Raw genomic sequence first — 14,207 nt, forward strand, 5'->3', positions numbered from 1 at the left:
AGCACCGGACCCACCCCGGCCACCGGACACCGCTCCAGCACCGATCTCACCCCGGCCACCGGAACCGTCGAAGTCACCGCTCTCGTCCGTCGTTCCTTCCTCGTCCCGCCGGGCAGGCGCAGCCGACCGGAGGGCTGCGCGCGCCGCGTCCGCCGGCCTCGGTCGCACAGCGTCGGCCCGCTCGGGCGCGTACTCGGGCGCCGGCCCCTCGGCGGCAGCCTCCCGCTCGGCCTCTGCCCGCTCGCGTGCGGTCCGCAGAGCCCGCCGGGCGGCGTCGCCGGGCCGCTGGTCGCCGGTCGTCACGAGGTCCTCCGCAGCGAGACCAGGTCGGACAGCTCGCGGTCCGTCAGTTCGGTCAGGGCGGACTCGCCGGAGCCGAGGATGGCGTCGGCGAGGGCGCGCTTGGCCTCCAGCATCTCGGCGATGCGGTCCTCGACCGTGCCCTCGGTGACCAGGCGGTGGACCTGGACGGGCTGGGTCTGGCCGATGCGGTAGGCGCGGTCGGTGGCCTGTTCCTCGACGGCCGGGTTCCACCACCGGTCGAAGTGGACGACGTGGCCCGCGCGGGTGAGGTTCAGGCCGGTGCCTGCGGCCTTGAGGGAGAGCACCAGGACGGGGGTCTCACCGTTCTGGAAGCGGTCGACCATGCGCTCGCGCTCCGGCACGGGTGTGCCGCCGTGCAGCAGGTCCACGGGGACCGCGCGGGCGGACAGGTGGGCGGTGATGAGGCGAGCCATGCCGACGTACTGCGTGAAGACGAGCGCCGAGCCGTCCTCGGCGAGCACGGTGTCCAACAGCTCGTCCAGGAGGGCGAGTTTGCCGGAGCGGGCCGACAGGCGGTCTGCGTGGGTGTCCTCCTTCAGGTACAGGGCCGGGTGGTCGCAGATCTGCTTCAGGGCGCCGAGCAGCTTCAGGACCAGGCCCCGGCGGGCGATGCCCTCCGCGGTCTCGATGGCCAGCATCGATTCGCGCACCACCGCCTCGTACAGCGCGGCCTGTTCCCGGGTGAGCGGCACCGGGTGGTCCGTCTCGGTCTTGGGCGGCAGCTCGGGGACGATGCCGGGGTCGGACTTCTTGCGGCGCAGCAGGAACGGCCGTACCAGGCGGGCCAGGCGCTCCACCGCCTCCTCGTCCTCGCCGTTCTCCACCGCGCGCGCGTGACGGGCGCGGAAGGACTTCAGGGGGCCGAGGAGCCCGGGCGTCGTCCAGTCGAGCAGGGCCCACAGTTCGGAGAGGTTGTTCTCCACCGGGGTGCCGGTGAGGGCCACGCGCGCGGGGGCCGGGATGGTGCGCAGCGCCTTGGCGGTGGCGGAGTACGGGTTCTTCACGTGCTGGGCCTCGTCGGCGACGACCATCCCCCAGGGCTGCTCGGCGAGCTGTGCGGCCGTGGAGCGCATCGTGCCGTACGTGGTGAGGACGAAGCCCGAGGCCAGGCCGTCCAGGGTGCGGTCGGGGCCGTGGAAGCGGCGGACGGGGACGCCGGGTGCGAACCGGCTGATCTCCCGCTGCCAGTTGCCCAGCAGGGACGCGGGGCAGACGACGAGGGTCGGTTCGCTGCGGGCCCGCTTCAGGTGCAGGGCGATGAGCGTGATCGTCTTGCCGAGGCCCATGTCGTCGGCGAGGCAGCCGCCGAGGCCGAGGGAGGTCATCACGTCGAGCCAGGCAAGGCCGCGGAGCTGGTAGTCGCGGAGGGTGGCGGCGAGGCCTGCGGGGGGCTCGGCCGGGCGCAGGCCTGCCGTGAGGCGGTCGCGCAGGGCGGCCAGCGCACCGACGGGGACTGCCTCGACGGTCTCGCCGTCGACCTCGGCGGTGCCGGTGAGCGCGACGGACAGCGCGTCGACCGGGTCGAGCAGGCCCAGTTCGCGTTTGCGGGCCTTGCGGACCAGGGCCGGGTCGACCAGCACCCAGCTGTCCCGCAGCCGGACCACCGGCCGGTGGGCCTCGGCGAGCATGTCCATCTCACCCTCGCTGAGCGGGTCCCCGCCGAGCGCCAGCTGCCAGCGGAACTGGAGCAGGTCCTCGCTCTCGAAGAACCCGGTGCCGTCGGTGGCCGAGCCGGGCGCGGGCCGGACCACGGCGGCGGCGGTGAGGTCGCGGGCCAGGTCACGGGGCCAGTGCACCGCCACTCCGGCGGCGGCGAGCCGGCCGGCCGCCACCCCTAGCAGCTCGCCCAGCTCCTCCTCACCGAGCGCGAGGACGTCGGGGACCTCCTGCTCGGCCAGCCGGTCCAGGGGCGGCCACACGCGGGCCGCGCGCCGTACGGCGAGGGCGGCGTCCACGCGCGCGCGTGGTCCGAGGGCCACATCGGCCTCCCCCGCCCACAGGGCCGCCGCGTCGGCCACCAGGGTCGGGTCGGCGAGGCTGTGCACCTGGACGATCGCGGCTCCCGCGGCGCGGGCGCCCTCGACGGCGCCGCCGTCGAAGACGTCGTAGGCGGACAGGTCGAGGCGCAGCGAGATCCGTACGCCCGCGTCCATGCCGGCGGCGACCTCCGCCGCCCAGTCGTGGGCGGCGGGCAGCGCCTGGGGCTCGCGGGCGGCGAAGGGACGGCCGGCGGTGTGGGGGGCGGCCGGGGTGCGGGGCAGGGTGTCGGCGACCGCGTCCAGGAAGGAGCGGATCAGGGCCTCGGGCTCGGGCAGCCGGAGCGGGCCGGGGTCGGGCAGCGGCACGGCGTGGCCCTCCGGGGGCAGCGCCGCGGCCACCGCACGCAGGTGGGCGATGTCGTCGGGTTCCAGCGGGCCGGCCCGCCAGGCGTCGTGGCCGCTCGGGGTCAGGCCGGGCAGCAGGCGGCCGCGGGCGACCAGCCGCAGCGCGTGCAGGGCGGCGGCGCCCCAGCAGGCCGTGGCGGGGTGCGCGGCCGGGTCGCGGCGGGCCCGGACCAGCAGCGGCAGGGCCTCGGCGAGCGACAGCGTCAGCGCGGGCACCTGCCGGCGGCGCACGCTCGCGCCCTGACGGCGTACGACGGTCAGCTCGTCGGTGTCGCCGGCGGCGGGCAGCGGTCCTCCGTCGGGGTCCCAGAAGGCGATACGGCCCTCGCGCGGCAGGGGCGCGGGCAGGTACACCGACGCGAGACGCACCGGAACGGGGTCGCGGGCATCCCGGGAACCTCCCGTGCGCTCGGCCACGGCAGCCGTGCCTTCGCTCATACGTCCTGCCACCTCTCGCCCGTGCCTCGGATCAGACGCCTTCGACTGTACGGGCGGGGTCTGACAACCGGCTCCGGCGACCGGCCGGGGCCCTTGCTACGGGACCGTGCGGGAGACGACGTACACCATCGGATAGTTCGGGTCGGACGTGTTCACGACCACGTCCTGGGTGGGCGCCGGGTTCTTCTGCTGGTGGGTCAGACCTGACCAGGGGCCGGGGCCGGTGAAGTTCCAGCCGGAGACCTTCTGGTCGCGGGAGCCGATGGTGATGTCGTCCTTCTTCAGCTCGTCACGGCGCACGCCCAGGGTCCCCAGGAAGCTGTCCAGGCCGGCGCTGTTGGTGCGGAACTGCACATACAGCCGGCTGGTCTTCCAGTTGTTGGTCTCGTAGTACGCGACGTGGTCGGCGGGGTGCGGGACCGCCACCTGGTAGAGGCGGCGCTGCACCTTCGACGGCATGCCGGCGGTGAGGCCGGTCGCCGAGTACTTCGCCTCCTTGTCCTTGCCGCTGTTGCGGCTCTGGTTGGCGGAGATCACCAGATAGCCGGCGGGGACGCCGATGAGCAGCACGATGATCAGCAGGGTCAGCGCCCGGCGCCTGGCCTTGTGACGCGCGTCCTCGGCCGGCCTGCCCGGTCCGTCCGGGGGCGCGGCCTGATGGGGCAGCGATGGGGTCATGCGGTGTCCCGGTCGCGGCGGGCCTGGGCGTACCGCTCGTAACGCTCGTACCGCTCCACCCGGCGCCGCTTGGCGCGCCGGAACCGGCGGGCGACCAGCCGGGCCAGGTCGGCGGCGCCCACCATGCCGGCCTCGGGGCCAAGCTGGGCGCGGGTGATGCGGGCCTCGGGGCGGTAGCCGCGGCCGGTGAGGTGGCGCTTGAAGGCGTCCCGGGCCGGGCCGATGAGCAGGTCGTCGGCGGCCGAGACGCCGCCGCCGATGACGAAGCACGAGGGGTCGAGGGCGGCGGCGAGGTTGGCGATGCCGACGCCGAGCCACTGGCCGATGTCCTGGAGCAGTTCCACGCACATGGCGTCGCCCTCGCGGGCCAGCTCGGTGATCATCGGGCCGGTGATCTCGTCGATGTTGCCCTTGACGTGCTCGATGATCCCGTAGGCCACCGGGGAGTCCGCCACGGCCAGCTCCTTGGCCTCGCGGACCAGCGCGTTGCCGGAGCTGTACTGCTCCCAGCAGCCGCGGTTGCCGCACGGGCAGCGGTGGCCGCCGGGCACGACCTGCATATGGCCGAACTCGCCCGCGACGCCGAACTTGCCGCGCTTGACCTGGCCGTCCTCCAGGATGGCGCCGCCGATGCCGGTGCCGAGCGTGATCATGACCAGGTGGTCCTCACCGCGGCCGGCGCCGAAGCGCCACTCCGCCCAGGCGGCGGTGTTGGCGTCGTTGTCCACCAGGACCGGTACGGACAGGCGGCTGGCGAGGCGGTCGCGCAGCGGCTCGTTGCGCCAGGACAGGTGGGGCGCGAACAGGACGCGGTTGCGGTCGGCGTCGACCCAGCCGGCGGCACCGATGCCGACCGCGTGCACGTCGTGGCGGTCGGACAGGTCCAGTACCAGTTCGACGATGGTGTCCTCGACGACCTTCGGGCTCTTGGACTTGTCCGGAGTCTCCGTGCGGAGCTTCTCCAGGATGTTGCCGTCCGCGTCCACCACGCCCGCCATGACCTTGGTGCCGCCGATGTCGATGCCGACGGTGGGGACACGGGGGGCGGTCAGGTGTGACCGGCGTTCCCTTGTACCGACCGTACGAAGCACGGGGGCTCGGCGGGAGCCGATGGGGGCGGTGAGGTCGCGGTAGGTGCTCATCGGGCTCGATTCTGCCGCACGCTCACGCTGAGTGCTGCGTGGGGCAGGAGGAGGGGGTGCGCGTCCGTTGCCGAGTGCGGGCGGTCCGCGGCCGGTCGCGCCCCGCGGCGGCGCCGCAGATCGGCACCGCCCCGCGCCCCTCAACTCCGTTGCAGTTCGTGGACCAGAGCGTCCAGGTCGGCTCCGCCTGCCATCTGCTTGGTCAGCTCGTCCAGGGTGATTTCGTCCCGTGTGTGATTGCCCACCATCGTGCCTCGGCGCAGCAGTACGAACCTGTCGCCGACCAAGTACGCATGGTGCGGGTTATGGGTGATCAGAACAACACCCAGGCCCTTGTCGCGTGCCGCCGCCACATACTTCAGCACCACACCGGACTGCTTCACGCCCAGTGCCGCCGTCGGCTCGTCCAGGACCAGCACCTTGGCGCCGAAGTGGACCGCCCTGGCGATCGCCACGCACTGGCGTTCGCCGCCCGAGAGGGTGCCGATGGGCTGGTCGACGTCGCGCAGGTCGATGCCCATGCGGAGGAGTTCGGCTCGGGTCGTCTCGCGCATGAAGTCGATGTCCAGGCGCTTGAAGGGTCCCTTGCCCCTGCGGGGCTCGGAGCCCAGGAAGAAGTTGCGCCACACGGGCATGAGGGGGACCACCGCCAGGTCCTGGTAGACCGTGGCGATACCGCGGTCGAGGGCCTCCCGCGGGGAGGAGAGGGTCGTCTCCTCCCCCTCGATGCTGAGGGTGCCGCCGTCGTGCCGGTGCAGGCCCGCGACGATCTTGATCAGGGTGGACTTGCCGGCTCCGTTGTCACCGAGGACGCAGGTGATCTCACCGGGGTGGACCTCCAGGGAGACGCCTTCGAGGGCGCGGACGGTGCCGTAGTGCTTGCTGACGTCGGCCAGCTCGACGAGTGTCACTTGGTGGCCTCCGCACGCTTGCGGACCCAGGCGTTGAGCAGGGTCGCGAGGAGCAGCATCGCTCCGAGGAAGAACTTGAACCAGTCGGGGTTCCACTCGGCGAAGACGATGCCCTTGCTCGTCATGCCGAACAGGAGCGCGCCGACCGCCGAGCCGATCGCGCTGCCGTGGCCGCCGGTGATCAGGCAGCCGCCGATGACGGCCGCGATGATGTAGATCAGCTCGTTGCCGACGCCCTCGCCGGACTGTACGGCGTCGAAGGAGAAGAGCAGGTGCTGGCCGGAGATCCAGGCGCCGAACGCCACGCCCATGTAGAGGCCGATCTTGGTCTTGGCCACCGGGACACCGACGGCGCGGGCCGCGTCCTGGTTGCCGCCGACCGCGAAGATCCAGTTGCCGGCGCGGGTGCGCAGCAGGATCCAGGAGGCGAGGGCGACCAGGCCGAACCACCACAGGATGGTGACCTTGAAGTCGACGCCGCCGAGGGTGAGGGTCGAGGCGAAGACGTCGTGGGCGCTCCGGAAGCCCTCCATGTCGGCGACGGTCTTGGTGGAGACCGTGCCGTCGATCAGCTTGGTGAAGCCGAGGTTCATGCCGGTCAGCATCAGGAAGGAGCCCAGCGTGACGATGAAGCTGGGCAGCTCGGTACGGGTGAGCACGAAGCCGTTGAAGGCACCGATGGCAAGGGTGACCAGGAGGGACACGCCCACGCCGACCCAGGTGTTCGCCGTCATCTGGTAGCTGAACATCGAGGAGATCAGCGCGGACGACGTCACGAGGACGCCCGCCGACAGGTCGAACTCGCCGCCGATCATCAGCAGGGCCACGGGTACGGCCATGATGCCGATGGTCGAGGAGGCGTACAGGACCGTGCTGAGGCTGGCGGCGCGCAGGAAGCCGTCGGCCGCGAAGGCGAAGACGGCGAAGACGGCGAGCGCGCCGACCACCGATCCCAGCTCGGGGCGGGAGAGCAGCCTCCGCACCGGAGAGGTCTGCAGAATCCTTTCGTCTGCCGTCTTCTCCAGGGTGGCGCTCATCGGGTGCCCCGCTCGGTGTACTCCGCGAGCGCGGCCGCCTGGTCCTTGGTGATGATCTGCGGGCCGGTGAGGACCGGCTTGCCGCCGCCGAGTACGTCGCTGTTGTACTTGTACAGCCACAGCAGGTCGACGGCCTGGTAGCCCTGCAGGTACGGCTGCTGGTCCACGGCGAAGCCGAGGGTGCCGTCCTTCAGTTCGGCGGCGACCTTGGCGTTGAGGTCGAAGGTGTCCACCTCGGCCTTGCTGCCCGCGTCGGACTTCGCCTTGACGGCGGTGTCGGCGTAGGGGGCGCCGAGCGTGACGACGGCGTCGACGGACGTGTCGGCCTGGAGCCTGGCCTCGATCGCGGACTGCACGTCGGGCATGTTGGTGCCGTTGACGTACAGCTTCTGCACCGTGCCGCGGAAGGTCTTCGCGACCCCGTCGCAGCGCTGCTCGTGGCCCACGTTGCCCTGCTCGTGCAGGATGCACAGGGCCTTCTTCCTGCCCCGCTCGTTCAGCTCGTCGCCGACGGCCTCACCGGCGACGGTCTCGTCCTGGCCGATGTGCGTGAGGGCGCCGAAGTCCTTGGACCGGGCCGAGCCGGAGTTCACCGTGATCACCGGGATGCCGGCCTTCTCGGCGCGGGCCACCGCGGCCTTGAGGGCGTCGGGCTTGGCGAGGGTGACGATGATGCCGTCGACCTTCTTGTCGACCGCCGCGTCCACCAGCTGGGCCTGCTGCTGGGCCTCGCCGTCGTGCGAGTAGAGGAAGTCGATGTTGTCCTTGACGGCGGCCTGCTTGGCGCCGCTCTGCACGATGTCCCAGAAGGTGTCGCCGTCCCCGGAGTGGGTGATCATCGCGAAGGTCCAGCGGGGGGTGTTCACCGCCGCCCTGCCCTCGGCGGCGGCGTCCTTGCGGGCGTCCTCGGCCCGTTTGCCGCCGGTGCTGCTGCAGCCGGCCAATGACAAGCACGTCACGGAGAGTGCCCCCGCCAGCGCTATGCCTACCCAGGTCCGAAACCGTGCCACGAGGCCGTGCCCTTCTTGCCGTGTCCGTACGTACGCAAGGGGCCGGTGATCACCTCAGCGGCCCCAAACGCTCCAGTATCGAACACAGGGAACACCCATGACATGACCGGGGAGCACCTACCGGTCGCATTGTCCGGACATTGCGACGTAGCCGGGCGGCCGGTCAGGTGCGTACGAGCAGCTGGAACTCGAAGGAGTAGCGGGTCGGGCGGTAGGTATGGTCGCCGAACTCGACCGCGCGGCCGGTGTCGTCGAAGGTGGTGCGCTGCATGGTGAGCAGCGGGGCACCCTCGGCCTCGGCGAGCCGCTCGGCCTCGGCGGCGGTGGCGCCGCGGGCGCCGATGGACTGGCGGGCGCTGTGCAGGGTGATCCCGGCGGAGCGCATCAGCCGGTACAGGCCGGTGGCCTCCAGCTGGCCGGTGTCCAGGTCGAGCAGGCCGGGCGGCAGATGGTTGATCAGGTAGGCCATCGGCTCGCCGTGCGCGAGGCGCAGGCGCTCGATGCGGTGGACGTCGCCGCCCTCGGCGACCGCGAGCGCGGCGGCGACCTCGGCGGAGGCGGGGACGACCGTGTTGACCAGGACCTTGGTCGCGGGCCGCTGGCCGGCCGCCTCCAGGTCGTCGTAGAGGCTGCTCAGTTCCAGGGGGCGCTTGACCTGGCTGTGCACGACCTGGGTGCCGACGCCCCGGCGGCGGACCAGCAGGCCCTTGTCGACGAGGGACTGGATGGCCTGGCGGACGGTGGGCCGGGACAGGCCGAGCCGCGCAGCCAGCTCGATCTCGTTGCCCAGCAGGCTGCCGGGTGTGAGGCTGCCGTGCTCGATGGCGGCCTCCAGCTGCTGGGAGAGCTGGAAGTACAGCGGTACCGGGGAGCTACGGTCCACACGGAGGTCGAGCGACACGGTCGGGTCCACATCTGGTTTCGGCACGGGGCCGAGCGTAGTCGCGTGCCCGGTTGACGGGAAGTTGTGTAGTCAGATTGTCCGATTGCCCGGACATTTGCATTGACAGCGTGCGGGGTCCGCCCTCACTTTGTTTCCATGCGCATCGGGGTCATCGGTACGGGCCGCATCGGCACCATCCATGCGAACACGCTGAGCCGTCACCGTGAGGTCGGATCGCTGATCCTCACGGACGCGGATCCGGCGCGGGCACAGGAGCTGGCCCACCGGCTGGGCGAGACGGCGGCGCCGGGCGTGGACGAGATCTTCCGGTGGGGCGTGGACGCGGTGGTGATCACCACGGCGACGGCGGCCCATGCCGAACTGATCGGTCGCGCCGCGCGCTCGGGCCTGCCGGTCTTCTGCGAGAAGCCGATCGCCCTCGACGTACCGGGCACGCTGCTGGCCCTCGCCGAGGTGGAGGCGGCCGGCACGGTCCTGCAGATGGGCTTCCAGCGGCGCTTCGACGCGGGCTACGCGGGCGCCCGGGAAGCGGTGCGCTCGGGCCGGCTCGGACGGCTGCACACCGTACGGGCGACCACCGCCGACCAGTCCCCTCCCCCGCCGGAGTGGCTGCCGCTGTCCGGGGGGCTGTTCCGGGACACGCTGATCCACGACTTCGACGTGCTGCGCTGGGTGACGGGCCGTGAGGTGGCCGACGTGTACGCCACCGGCTCGGACGCCGGGCCCCCGATGTTCCGCGAGGCCGGTGACGTCGACACCGGCGCGGCCCTGCTCAGGCTGGACGACGGCACGCTGGCCACGGCGACGGCGACCCGGTTGAACGGCGCGGGCTACGACGTCCGCATGGAACTGGCCGGGGAGCGCGACACGGTCGTCGTCGGCCTCGACGACCGTACGCCCGTCGCGTCCACCGAGCCGACCGGGCCGCCGCCCGCCGACAAGCCGTGGAGCGGTTTCCTCGATCGGTTCGGGCCCGCCTACGAGGCCGAGCTGTGTGCCTTCGTCGAGGTGCTGCGCGGGGAGCGGCCCAACCCCTGCGACGGCGGCGAGGCCCTCCAGGCCCTGCGGATCGCAGAGGCCTGCGAGGTGTCGCGGCGGGAGCGCCGCCTGGTACGGCTGGCGGAGATCCCGGACCGGGGACGGCAGGCCTACGACTGACCCCGCCGGCCGGTCACCAGCGCACCGGAAGGCTGCGCACCCCTCTCATCAGCAGGCCCGGCAGCCACTCGCCCGGCGCACCGTCGAGCGCGAGTCCGGGGGCGCGCTCCAGAAGCGTGCCGAGGGCTATACGGCCCTCCAGGCGGGCCAGGGGCGCGCCCACGCAGTAGTGGATGCCGTGGCCGAAGGCGAGGTGGCCGCGGGTGTCACGGCGGATGTCGAACCGGTGCGGGTCGCCGTAGCGGTCGCCGTCGCGCCCGGAGGCGGTGAGGCCGATCAGCACGTGGTCGCCCTGCTCGATCGCCGTGCCCGCGATGTCCAGGCGCTCCGCGGCGTACCGGAACGTGGCGCTCTGCACCGGGCCCTCGTAGCGCAGCGTCTCCTCGACGGCGCCGTCCAGGAGGCTCATGTCGGCCCGCAGGGCGGCGAGTTGGCCGGGATGGGTGAGCAGGGCCAGGACGCCGTTGCCGATGAGGTTGACCGTGGTCTCGTGGCCGGCGACGAGCAGCAGGTAGGCCATGCCGCGCAGTTCTTCCGGGGAGAGCCGGTCGCCGTCCTCGGCGGTGGTGCGGATCAGGTCGCTGAGCAGGTCGTCGGTGGGGGTGGCGCTGCGCTTGTCCTCGATCAGCTCGGTGAGGTACTCGGCGAGGCGGACGACCGCGTCGTACTCCGTCTGCGAACTGGTCGGTGCGACCATCTCGGTGGACATCTTCCGGAACTCCGCGCGGTCCATGTCGGGGACGCCGAGGAGTTCGCAGATGACGGTGATGGGCAGCGGGAAGGCGAGCGAGTCGATGAGGTCGGCGCGGCCGCGCGGCAGCATCTCGTCCAGCAGGTCGTCGGTGATCTGCTGGATCCGCGGGCGCAGTTGCTGCACCCGGCGCATCGTGAAGGCGCGGGTGACGAGGCCGCGCAGGCGGGTGTGCTGAGGCGGGTCGGTGGCCAGGAGGTGCTTGCCGATCATCTCCTCGTCCAGGAAGGTCGCGCCGATCTTGGCACCGTCCTTGGCCAGCCGGGGGTCCGCGAGGGCCGCGCGCGCCTCTTCGTACCCGACGACCAGCCAGGTTTCCTGGTCCTCGTCCGCTCCCGGCAGCCGAACGCGGTGCACGGGGCCCTGTTCGCGCAGGCGGGCGTAGACCGGATGCGGATCGCGACGCAACTCGTCCGCGGACTCCCCCAGATCGATCACCTGTTGCCTGTCCATCGCTCCCCTTCCGGACTCCCCCGAGGCCACCGGGCGCCTCCCGGTCACCCGGACAACGCGCGGCGCTCGCGCCGAGTGCCCGTCTAAGGCCTGTCCTCGTCGAGAAGTCCTGCGTCATAGGCCAGCAGGGCGATCTGGACCCGGTTGTTGAGGTCCAGCTTGGCGAGGATGCGGGAGACGTGGGTCTTGACGGTGGCCACGCTCATGAAGAGGTCGGCGGCGATCTGGGCATTGGCCAGGCCACGGCCGACGGCCACGGCGACCTCCCGCTCGCGGTCGCCCAGCGGGGCGAGCCGCTCCCGCGCGCGGGTCTGCCGGGAGTCGGCGGCGCCACCGGCCGCGTGCCGCATCAACTGGCGGGTGACGGCGGGCGACAGCACCGGCTCCCCGGCCACGACCCGGCGCACCGCGTCGACGATCTCGGCGGGCGCGGTGTCCTTGAGCACGAACCCGGCGGCACCCGCGCGCAGGGCGTGCAGCACCTGCTCGTCGGCGTGGAAGGTGGTGAGCACCACGACCTCCGGCGCGTCCGCCCGCGCCCGCAGCCGCTGGGTGGCCGTGAGGCCGTCCACCGTGGGCATCCGGATGTCCATGAGCACGACGTCCGGCCGGGTCCGCTGGACCGCGTCCTCGACCTCGGCCCCGTCGGCGGCCTCCCCGACGATCTCGATGTCCCCGGCCCCGCCCATCATCAGTGCGAGTCCGGCGCGCACCAGAGGGTCGTCGTCGACGAGGAGGAGTCTGATCGCAGTCGCAGTCATGGGGTCACGTAATCACGTGCGCGCCGGGCGGTGGGCGGCCGTCGGCCACGGGAGGGGGCACCCGCGTCACCGGCGTGATCCCTCAGTTCCCGCCCCATGGCAGCCACCCCCGTACCTCGAACCCGCCGTCCGCCGTGGCCCCGTGCTCCAGGCGGCCGCCGGCCAGGGTGGCGCGTTCGGTCAGGCCGATCAGGCCCTGCCCGGAGCCGGGGACCGGCGGGACCTCGGATGCGGGGGCGGGGTTGCGGACCGCCATCGTCAGGCCGGACCCGGGGGCGCCCTGGACCCGGACGGTGACCTCGGTGCCGGGGGCGTGCTTGCGGGCGTTGGTCAGGGCCTCCTGGGCGATGCGGTAGGCGGTGCGGCCGACCGAGGCGGGGACGGCGGCCGGGTCGGTGACACGGTGGTCGAGGACGACCTTCATGCCCGCCTCGCGGGACTCGGCGACCAGAGACTCCAGCGCGGCCAGCGTCGGCTGCGGGCGGCCCCCGGCCCCGTCGGCCGTGTCGTCCGGGTCTCCCGCCCGCAGCACTCCGATGATCTCCCGCAGGTCCTGCAGCGCCTCGTGGGCGCTCTCCCGGATGACCCCCGCGGCCCGTACGACCTCCTCCCGGGGCGCGTCCGGCCGGAACTCCAGGGCACCGGCGTGCACGCTGAGCAGGGTGAGCCGGTGTGCGAGCACGTCGTGCATCTCGCGGGCGATCGCCTCGCGGGCGAGCCGCTGCGCCTGCTCGGCGCGCAGCCGCGCCTCGGTCTCCGCGCGCCGGGCCCGGTCGCGCAGGCTGAGCATGAGCTGCCGCTTCGAGCGGACGAACATGCCCCAGCCGATGACGGAGACGGCCAGCACGGCGGTGAAGACGACGACCCCGGCGTAGGGCAGGTCGGGGTCGGGCCGCAGCCAGTAGAACAGCGGGACCAGCGCGAGGTCGATGCCGCCGATCCAGGCCACGTACCGGAAGGGCCGGTGCACGGCGAGCGTGAACAGGACGACCATTGCCGCGCCGCCCGCGGTGTCGGACAGGAATCCGACCGGGACCATCGCGACGGCCAGTCCGACCGGCCACCGGCGGCGCAGCCAGAGCGCCGCACAGGCCAGGGCGCCCAGCGCCTGGTCGAGGACGGCGACGGGGTGCTGGAGGCCGTGCTCCTTGGGGAGCGCGGCGGCGGCCGCCAGGCCGAGGAACACGGCCAGCAGGAAGCAGGAGAAGTCGACGACCCAGTCGCGTGCCGTGCGACGCGGCCGTGCGCCCGAGGTCCCGGCGGCCGGGTCCAGCTCATGGACCACGGCGGACGGGAACAGCCATCGGCGGCCCGCGAAATCGTGCGGCGCTCGCGCCGGCTGATGACCACTCACGGTGGGCAAATCTACGCAGGCTCGGCCGCCGCGACCGCCCCGTGTGCGGGAACGTCGACCAAAGTCGCACCCCTGTGGACTTTCGGCGGTCGGGCCGGGCAGGAGCACAGCCTTTCGGCGGACGGTACTCGCCCTGCGGCCGATGCGTGGGGGGAAGCCGCAGGGCGAGAGTCGTGCCGTGAAACAGTTGCTGGAACTACTCGGATTCGTCGCCCTGGTGCAGGGCGTGCTGGGCCTGGTGCACGAGTTCACCGACTGGCATGTGGGTCTCGTGCAACGGCTCGGCTTTCTGAACGGCCACGAGGTCTACGCGAGCGTGGCGCTCGTGGTCCTGGCCGTCGCGCTGTTCGCGGCCGCGGAGAACCGGAAGCCCGGATGAACACCGTCCGGACCCCCGGCGGTTCGCACCGTTGTCCAGGACCGGACCGTCCGGCTCAGCAGCCGAAGTCGACCAGGTCGAACGTGGCGTAGTGGTCCGCGGTGTAGTAGTCCTCCTGGGACTCCTCACCGGTCACGATGCGCCGGGCACCGCGCGTGGAGGAGCCGGGGGTCTTCACCGTGTACTCGTGGTAGTAGCCGGACGACTGCTTGGGCAGGACGCCTTCACGGTTCGAGAAGACGGTGCCGTCCTGCGAGTACGGGAAGGGACCGCCCTGGTCGATCAGGTCCAGGGTGTCGTGCGCCTGCGACGGCAGGTCGCTGTAGCAGATGCTGCCGACGGAGGCGGCAGCCGCGTCCGCCGTGGTGGCGGAGACGGTGCCACCGACGAGGAGCGCGGACAGGAGGGCGGCTGCAGCGCCGATGCGAGTTGCTCGTGGGGGGAATCTCATGCCTCCATGATGACGCGCGTAGACGTTGGCATGTCAACGACAAAGTTGAAGATTTTCCCGTCAAGTCCGATG

General features: G+C 72.3%; 13 protein-coding genes and 1 pseudogene. 2 read left to right on the forward strand and 12 right to left on the reverse strand.

Translation table 11 applies throughout. The annotated features are described in order from the left end of the window. The 8 genes and pseudogenes from ABZ471_RS00915 to ABZ471_RS00950 form a co-directional block, all read right to left on the reverse strand. A pseudogene (locus ABZ471_RS00915) lies at positions 1-303 on the reverse strand (hypothetical protein); the annotation flags it as partial. Continuing rightward, positions 300-3,146: an SNF2-related protein gene (locus ABZ471_RS00920; RefSeq protein ID WP_359060939.1), complete on the reverse strand. Its 2,847-nt coding sequence runs from the start codon at positions 3,144-3,146 to the stop codon at positions 300-302. The gene ABZ471_RS00920 and the pseudogene ABZ471_RS00915, both read right to left, overlap by 4 nt. Before the next feature lie 96 nt (positions 3,147-3,242). After that, positions 3,243-3,824 (reverse strand): sugar kinase, encoded by a 582-nt coding sequence (locus ABZ471_RS00925; RefSeq protein WP_359060941.1) that lies wholly within the window; start codon positions 3,822-3,824, stop codon positions 3,243-3,245. Beyond that, the gene (locus tag ABZ471_RS00930) at positions 3,821-4,966 is read right to left on the reverse strand and encodes an ROK family glucokinase (RefSeq protein WP_359060943.1); all 1,146 of its coding nucleotides are present in this window, start codon (positions 4,964-4,966) and stop codon (positions 3,821-3,823) included. Before ABZ471_RS00930 ends, ABZ471_RS00925 begins: the two co-directional genes overlap by 4 nt. Before the next feature lie 140 nt (positions 4,967-5,106). Next, complete coding sequence (locus ABZ471_RS00935; RefSeq protein WP_359060945.1) at positions 5,107-5,877, reverse strand: ATP-binding cassette domain-containing protein; 771 nt, start codon at positions 5,875-5,877, stop codon at positions 5,107-5,109. Next, the gene (locus tag ABZ471_RS00940; protein WP_359060947.1) at positions 5,874-6,914 is read right to left on the reverse strand and encodes an ABC transporter permease; all 1,041 of its coding nucleotides are present in this window, start codon (positions 6,912-6,914) and stop codon (positions 5,874-5,876) included. Before ABZ471_RS00940 ends, ABZ471_RS00935 begins: the two co-directional genes overlap by 4 nt. Continuing rightward, on the reverse strand, positions 6,911-7,924 hold the full coding sequence (locus ABZ471_RS00945; protein ID WP_359060949.1) for a sugar ABC transporter substrate-binding protein: 1,014 nt from the start codon (positions 7,922-7,924) through the stop codon (positions 6,911-6,913). Before ABZ471_RS00945 ends, ABZ471_RS00940 begins: the two co-directional genes overlap by 4 nt. Before the next feature lie 163 nt (positions 7,925-8,087). Then, complete coding sequence (locus ABZ471_RS00950; protein ID WP_359061276.1) at positions 8,088-8,825, reverse strand: GntR family transcriptional regulator; 738 nt, start codon at positions 8,823-8,825, stop codon at positions 8,088-8,090. 138 nt (positions 8,826-8,963) lie between these two features. Here ABZ471_RS00950 and ABZ471_RS00955 point away from each other — a divergent pair, with 138 nt between their 5' ends. Then, entirely contained in the window at positions 8,964-9,986 is a 1,023-nt protein-coding gene (locus ABZ471_RS00955; protein WP_359060951.1) for a Gfo/Idh/MocA family oxidoreductase, read from the forward strand. Positions 9,987-9,999: 13 nt separating this feature from the next. On the opposite strand, the gene ABZ471_RS00960 is transcribed toward ABZ471_RS00955, so the two are convergent. The 3 genes from ABZ471_RS00960 to ABZ471_RS00970 all read right to left on the reverse strand — a co-directional run bounded on the left by ABZ471_RS00960 (position 10,000) and on the right by ABZ471_RS00970 (position 13,314). Further along, complete coding sequence (locus ABZ471_RS00960) at positions 10,000-11,190, reverse strand: cytochrome P450 (RefSeq protein WP_359060953.1); 1,191 nt, start codon at positions 11,188-11,190, stop codon at positions 10,000-10,002. An 83-nt stretch (positions 11,191-11,273) separates the two neighbouring features. Then, positions 11,274-11,951: a response regulator transcription factor gene (locus tag ABZ471_RS00965; RefSeq protein WP_359060955.1), complete on the reverse strand. Its 678-nt coding sequence runs from the start codon at positions 11,949-11,951 to the stop codon at positions 11,274-11,276. Positions 11,952-12,033: 82 nt separating this feature from the next. Beyond that, positions 12,034-13,314, reverse strand: a complete 1,281-nt coding sequence (locus ABZ471_RS00970) for a histidine kinase (RefSeq protein WP_359060957.1) — start codon at positions 13,312-13,314, stop codon at positions 12,034-12,036. Positions 13,315-13,483: 169 nt separating this feature from the next. Between ABZ471_RS00970 and ABZ471_RS00975 the strand changes: the two genes are divergently transcribed. Next, positions 13,484-13,684 (forward strand): hypothetical protein, encoded by a 201-nt coding sequence (locus ABZ471_RS00975; RefSeq protein WP_359060959.1) that lies wholly within the window; start codon positions 13,484-13,486, stop codon positions 13,682-13,684. A 55-nt stretch (positions 13,685-13,739) separates the two neighbouring features. Here ABZ471_RS00975 and ABZ471_RS00980 read toward each other — a convergent pair whose 3' ends face one another. Then, positions 13,740-14,135, reverse strand: coding sequence for a ribonuclease domain-containing protein (locus ABZ471_RS00980; RefSeq protein WP_359060961.1), 396 nt, complete (start codon positions 14,133-14,135; stop codon positions 13,740-13,742). Between the last annotated feature and the right edge of the window lie 72 nt (positions 14,136-14,207).

This window comes from Streptomyces sp. NPDC005728, assembly GCF_040630895.1.
Taxonomy (GTDB): domain Bacteria; phylum Actinomycetota; class Actinomycetes; order Streptomycetales; family Streptomycetaceae; genus Streptomyces.

Bases quoted from the DNA above. Each gene is read 5' to 3' on its own strand.
- ABZ471_RS00920 (WP_359060939.1), bottom strand. From the start codon at position 3,146: ATGAGCGAAGGCACGGCTGCCGTGGCCGAGCGCACGGGAGGTTCCCGG.
- ABZ471_RS00925 (WP_359060941.1), bottom strand. From the start codon at position 3,824: ATGACCCCATCGCTGCCCCATCAGGCCGCGCCCCCGGACGGACCGGGC.
- ABZ471_RS00930 (WP_359060943.1), bottom strand. From the start codon at position 4,966: ATGAGCACCTACCGCGACCTCACCGCCCCCATCGGCTCCCGCCGAGCC.
- ABZ471_RS00940 (WP_359060947.1), bottom strand. From the start codon at position 6,914: ATGAGCGCCACCCTGGAGAAGACGGCAGACGAAAGGATTCTGCAGACC.
- ABZ471_RS00955 (WP_359060951.1), top strand. From the start codon at position 8,964: ATGCGCATCGGGGTCATCGGTACGGGCCGCATCGGCACCATCCATGCG.
- ABZ471_RS00960 (WP_359060953.1), bottom strand. From the start codon at position 11,190: ATGGACAGGCAACAGGTGATCGATCTGGGGGAGTCCGCGGACGAGTTG.
- ABZ471_RS00965 (WP_359060955.1), bottom strand. From the start codon at position 11,951: ATGACTGCGACTGCGATCAGACTCCTCCTCGTCGACGACGACCCTCTG.
- ABZ471_RS00980 (WP_359060961.1), bottom strand. From the start codon at position 14,135: ATGAGATTCCCCCCACGAGCAACTCGCATCGGCGCTGCAGCCGCCCTC.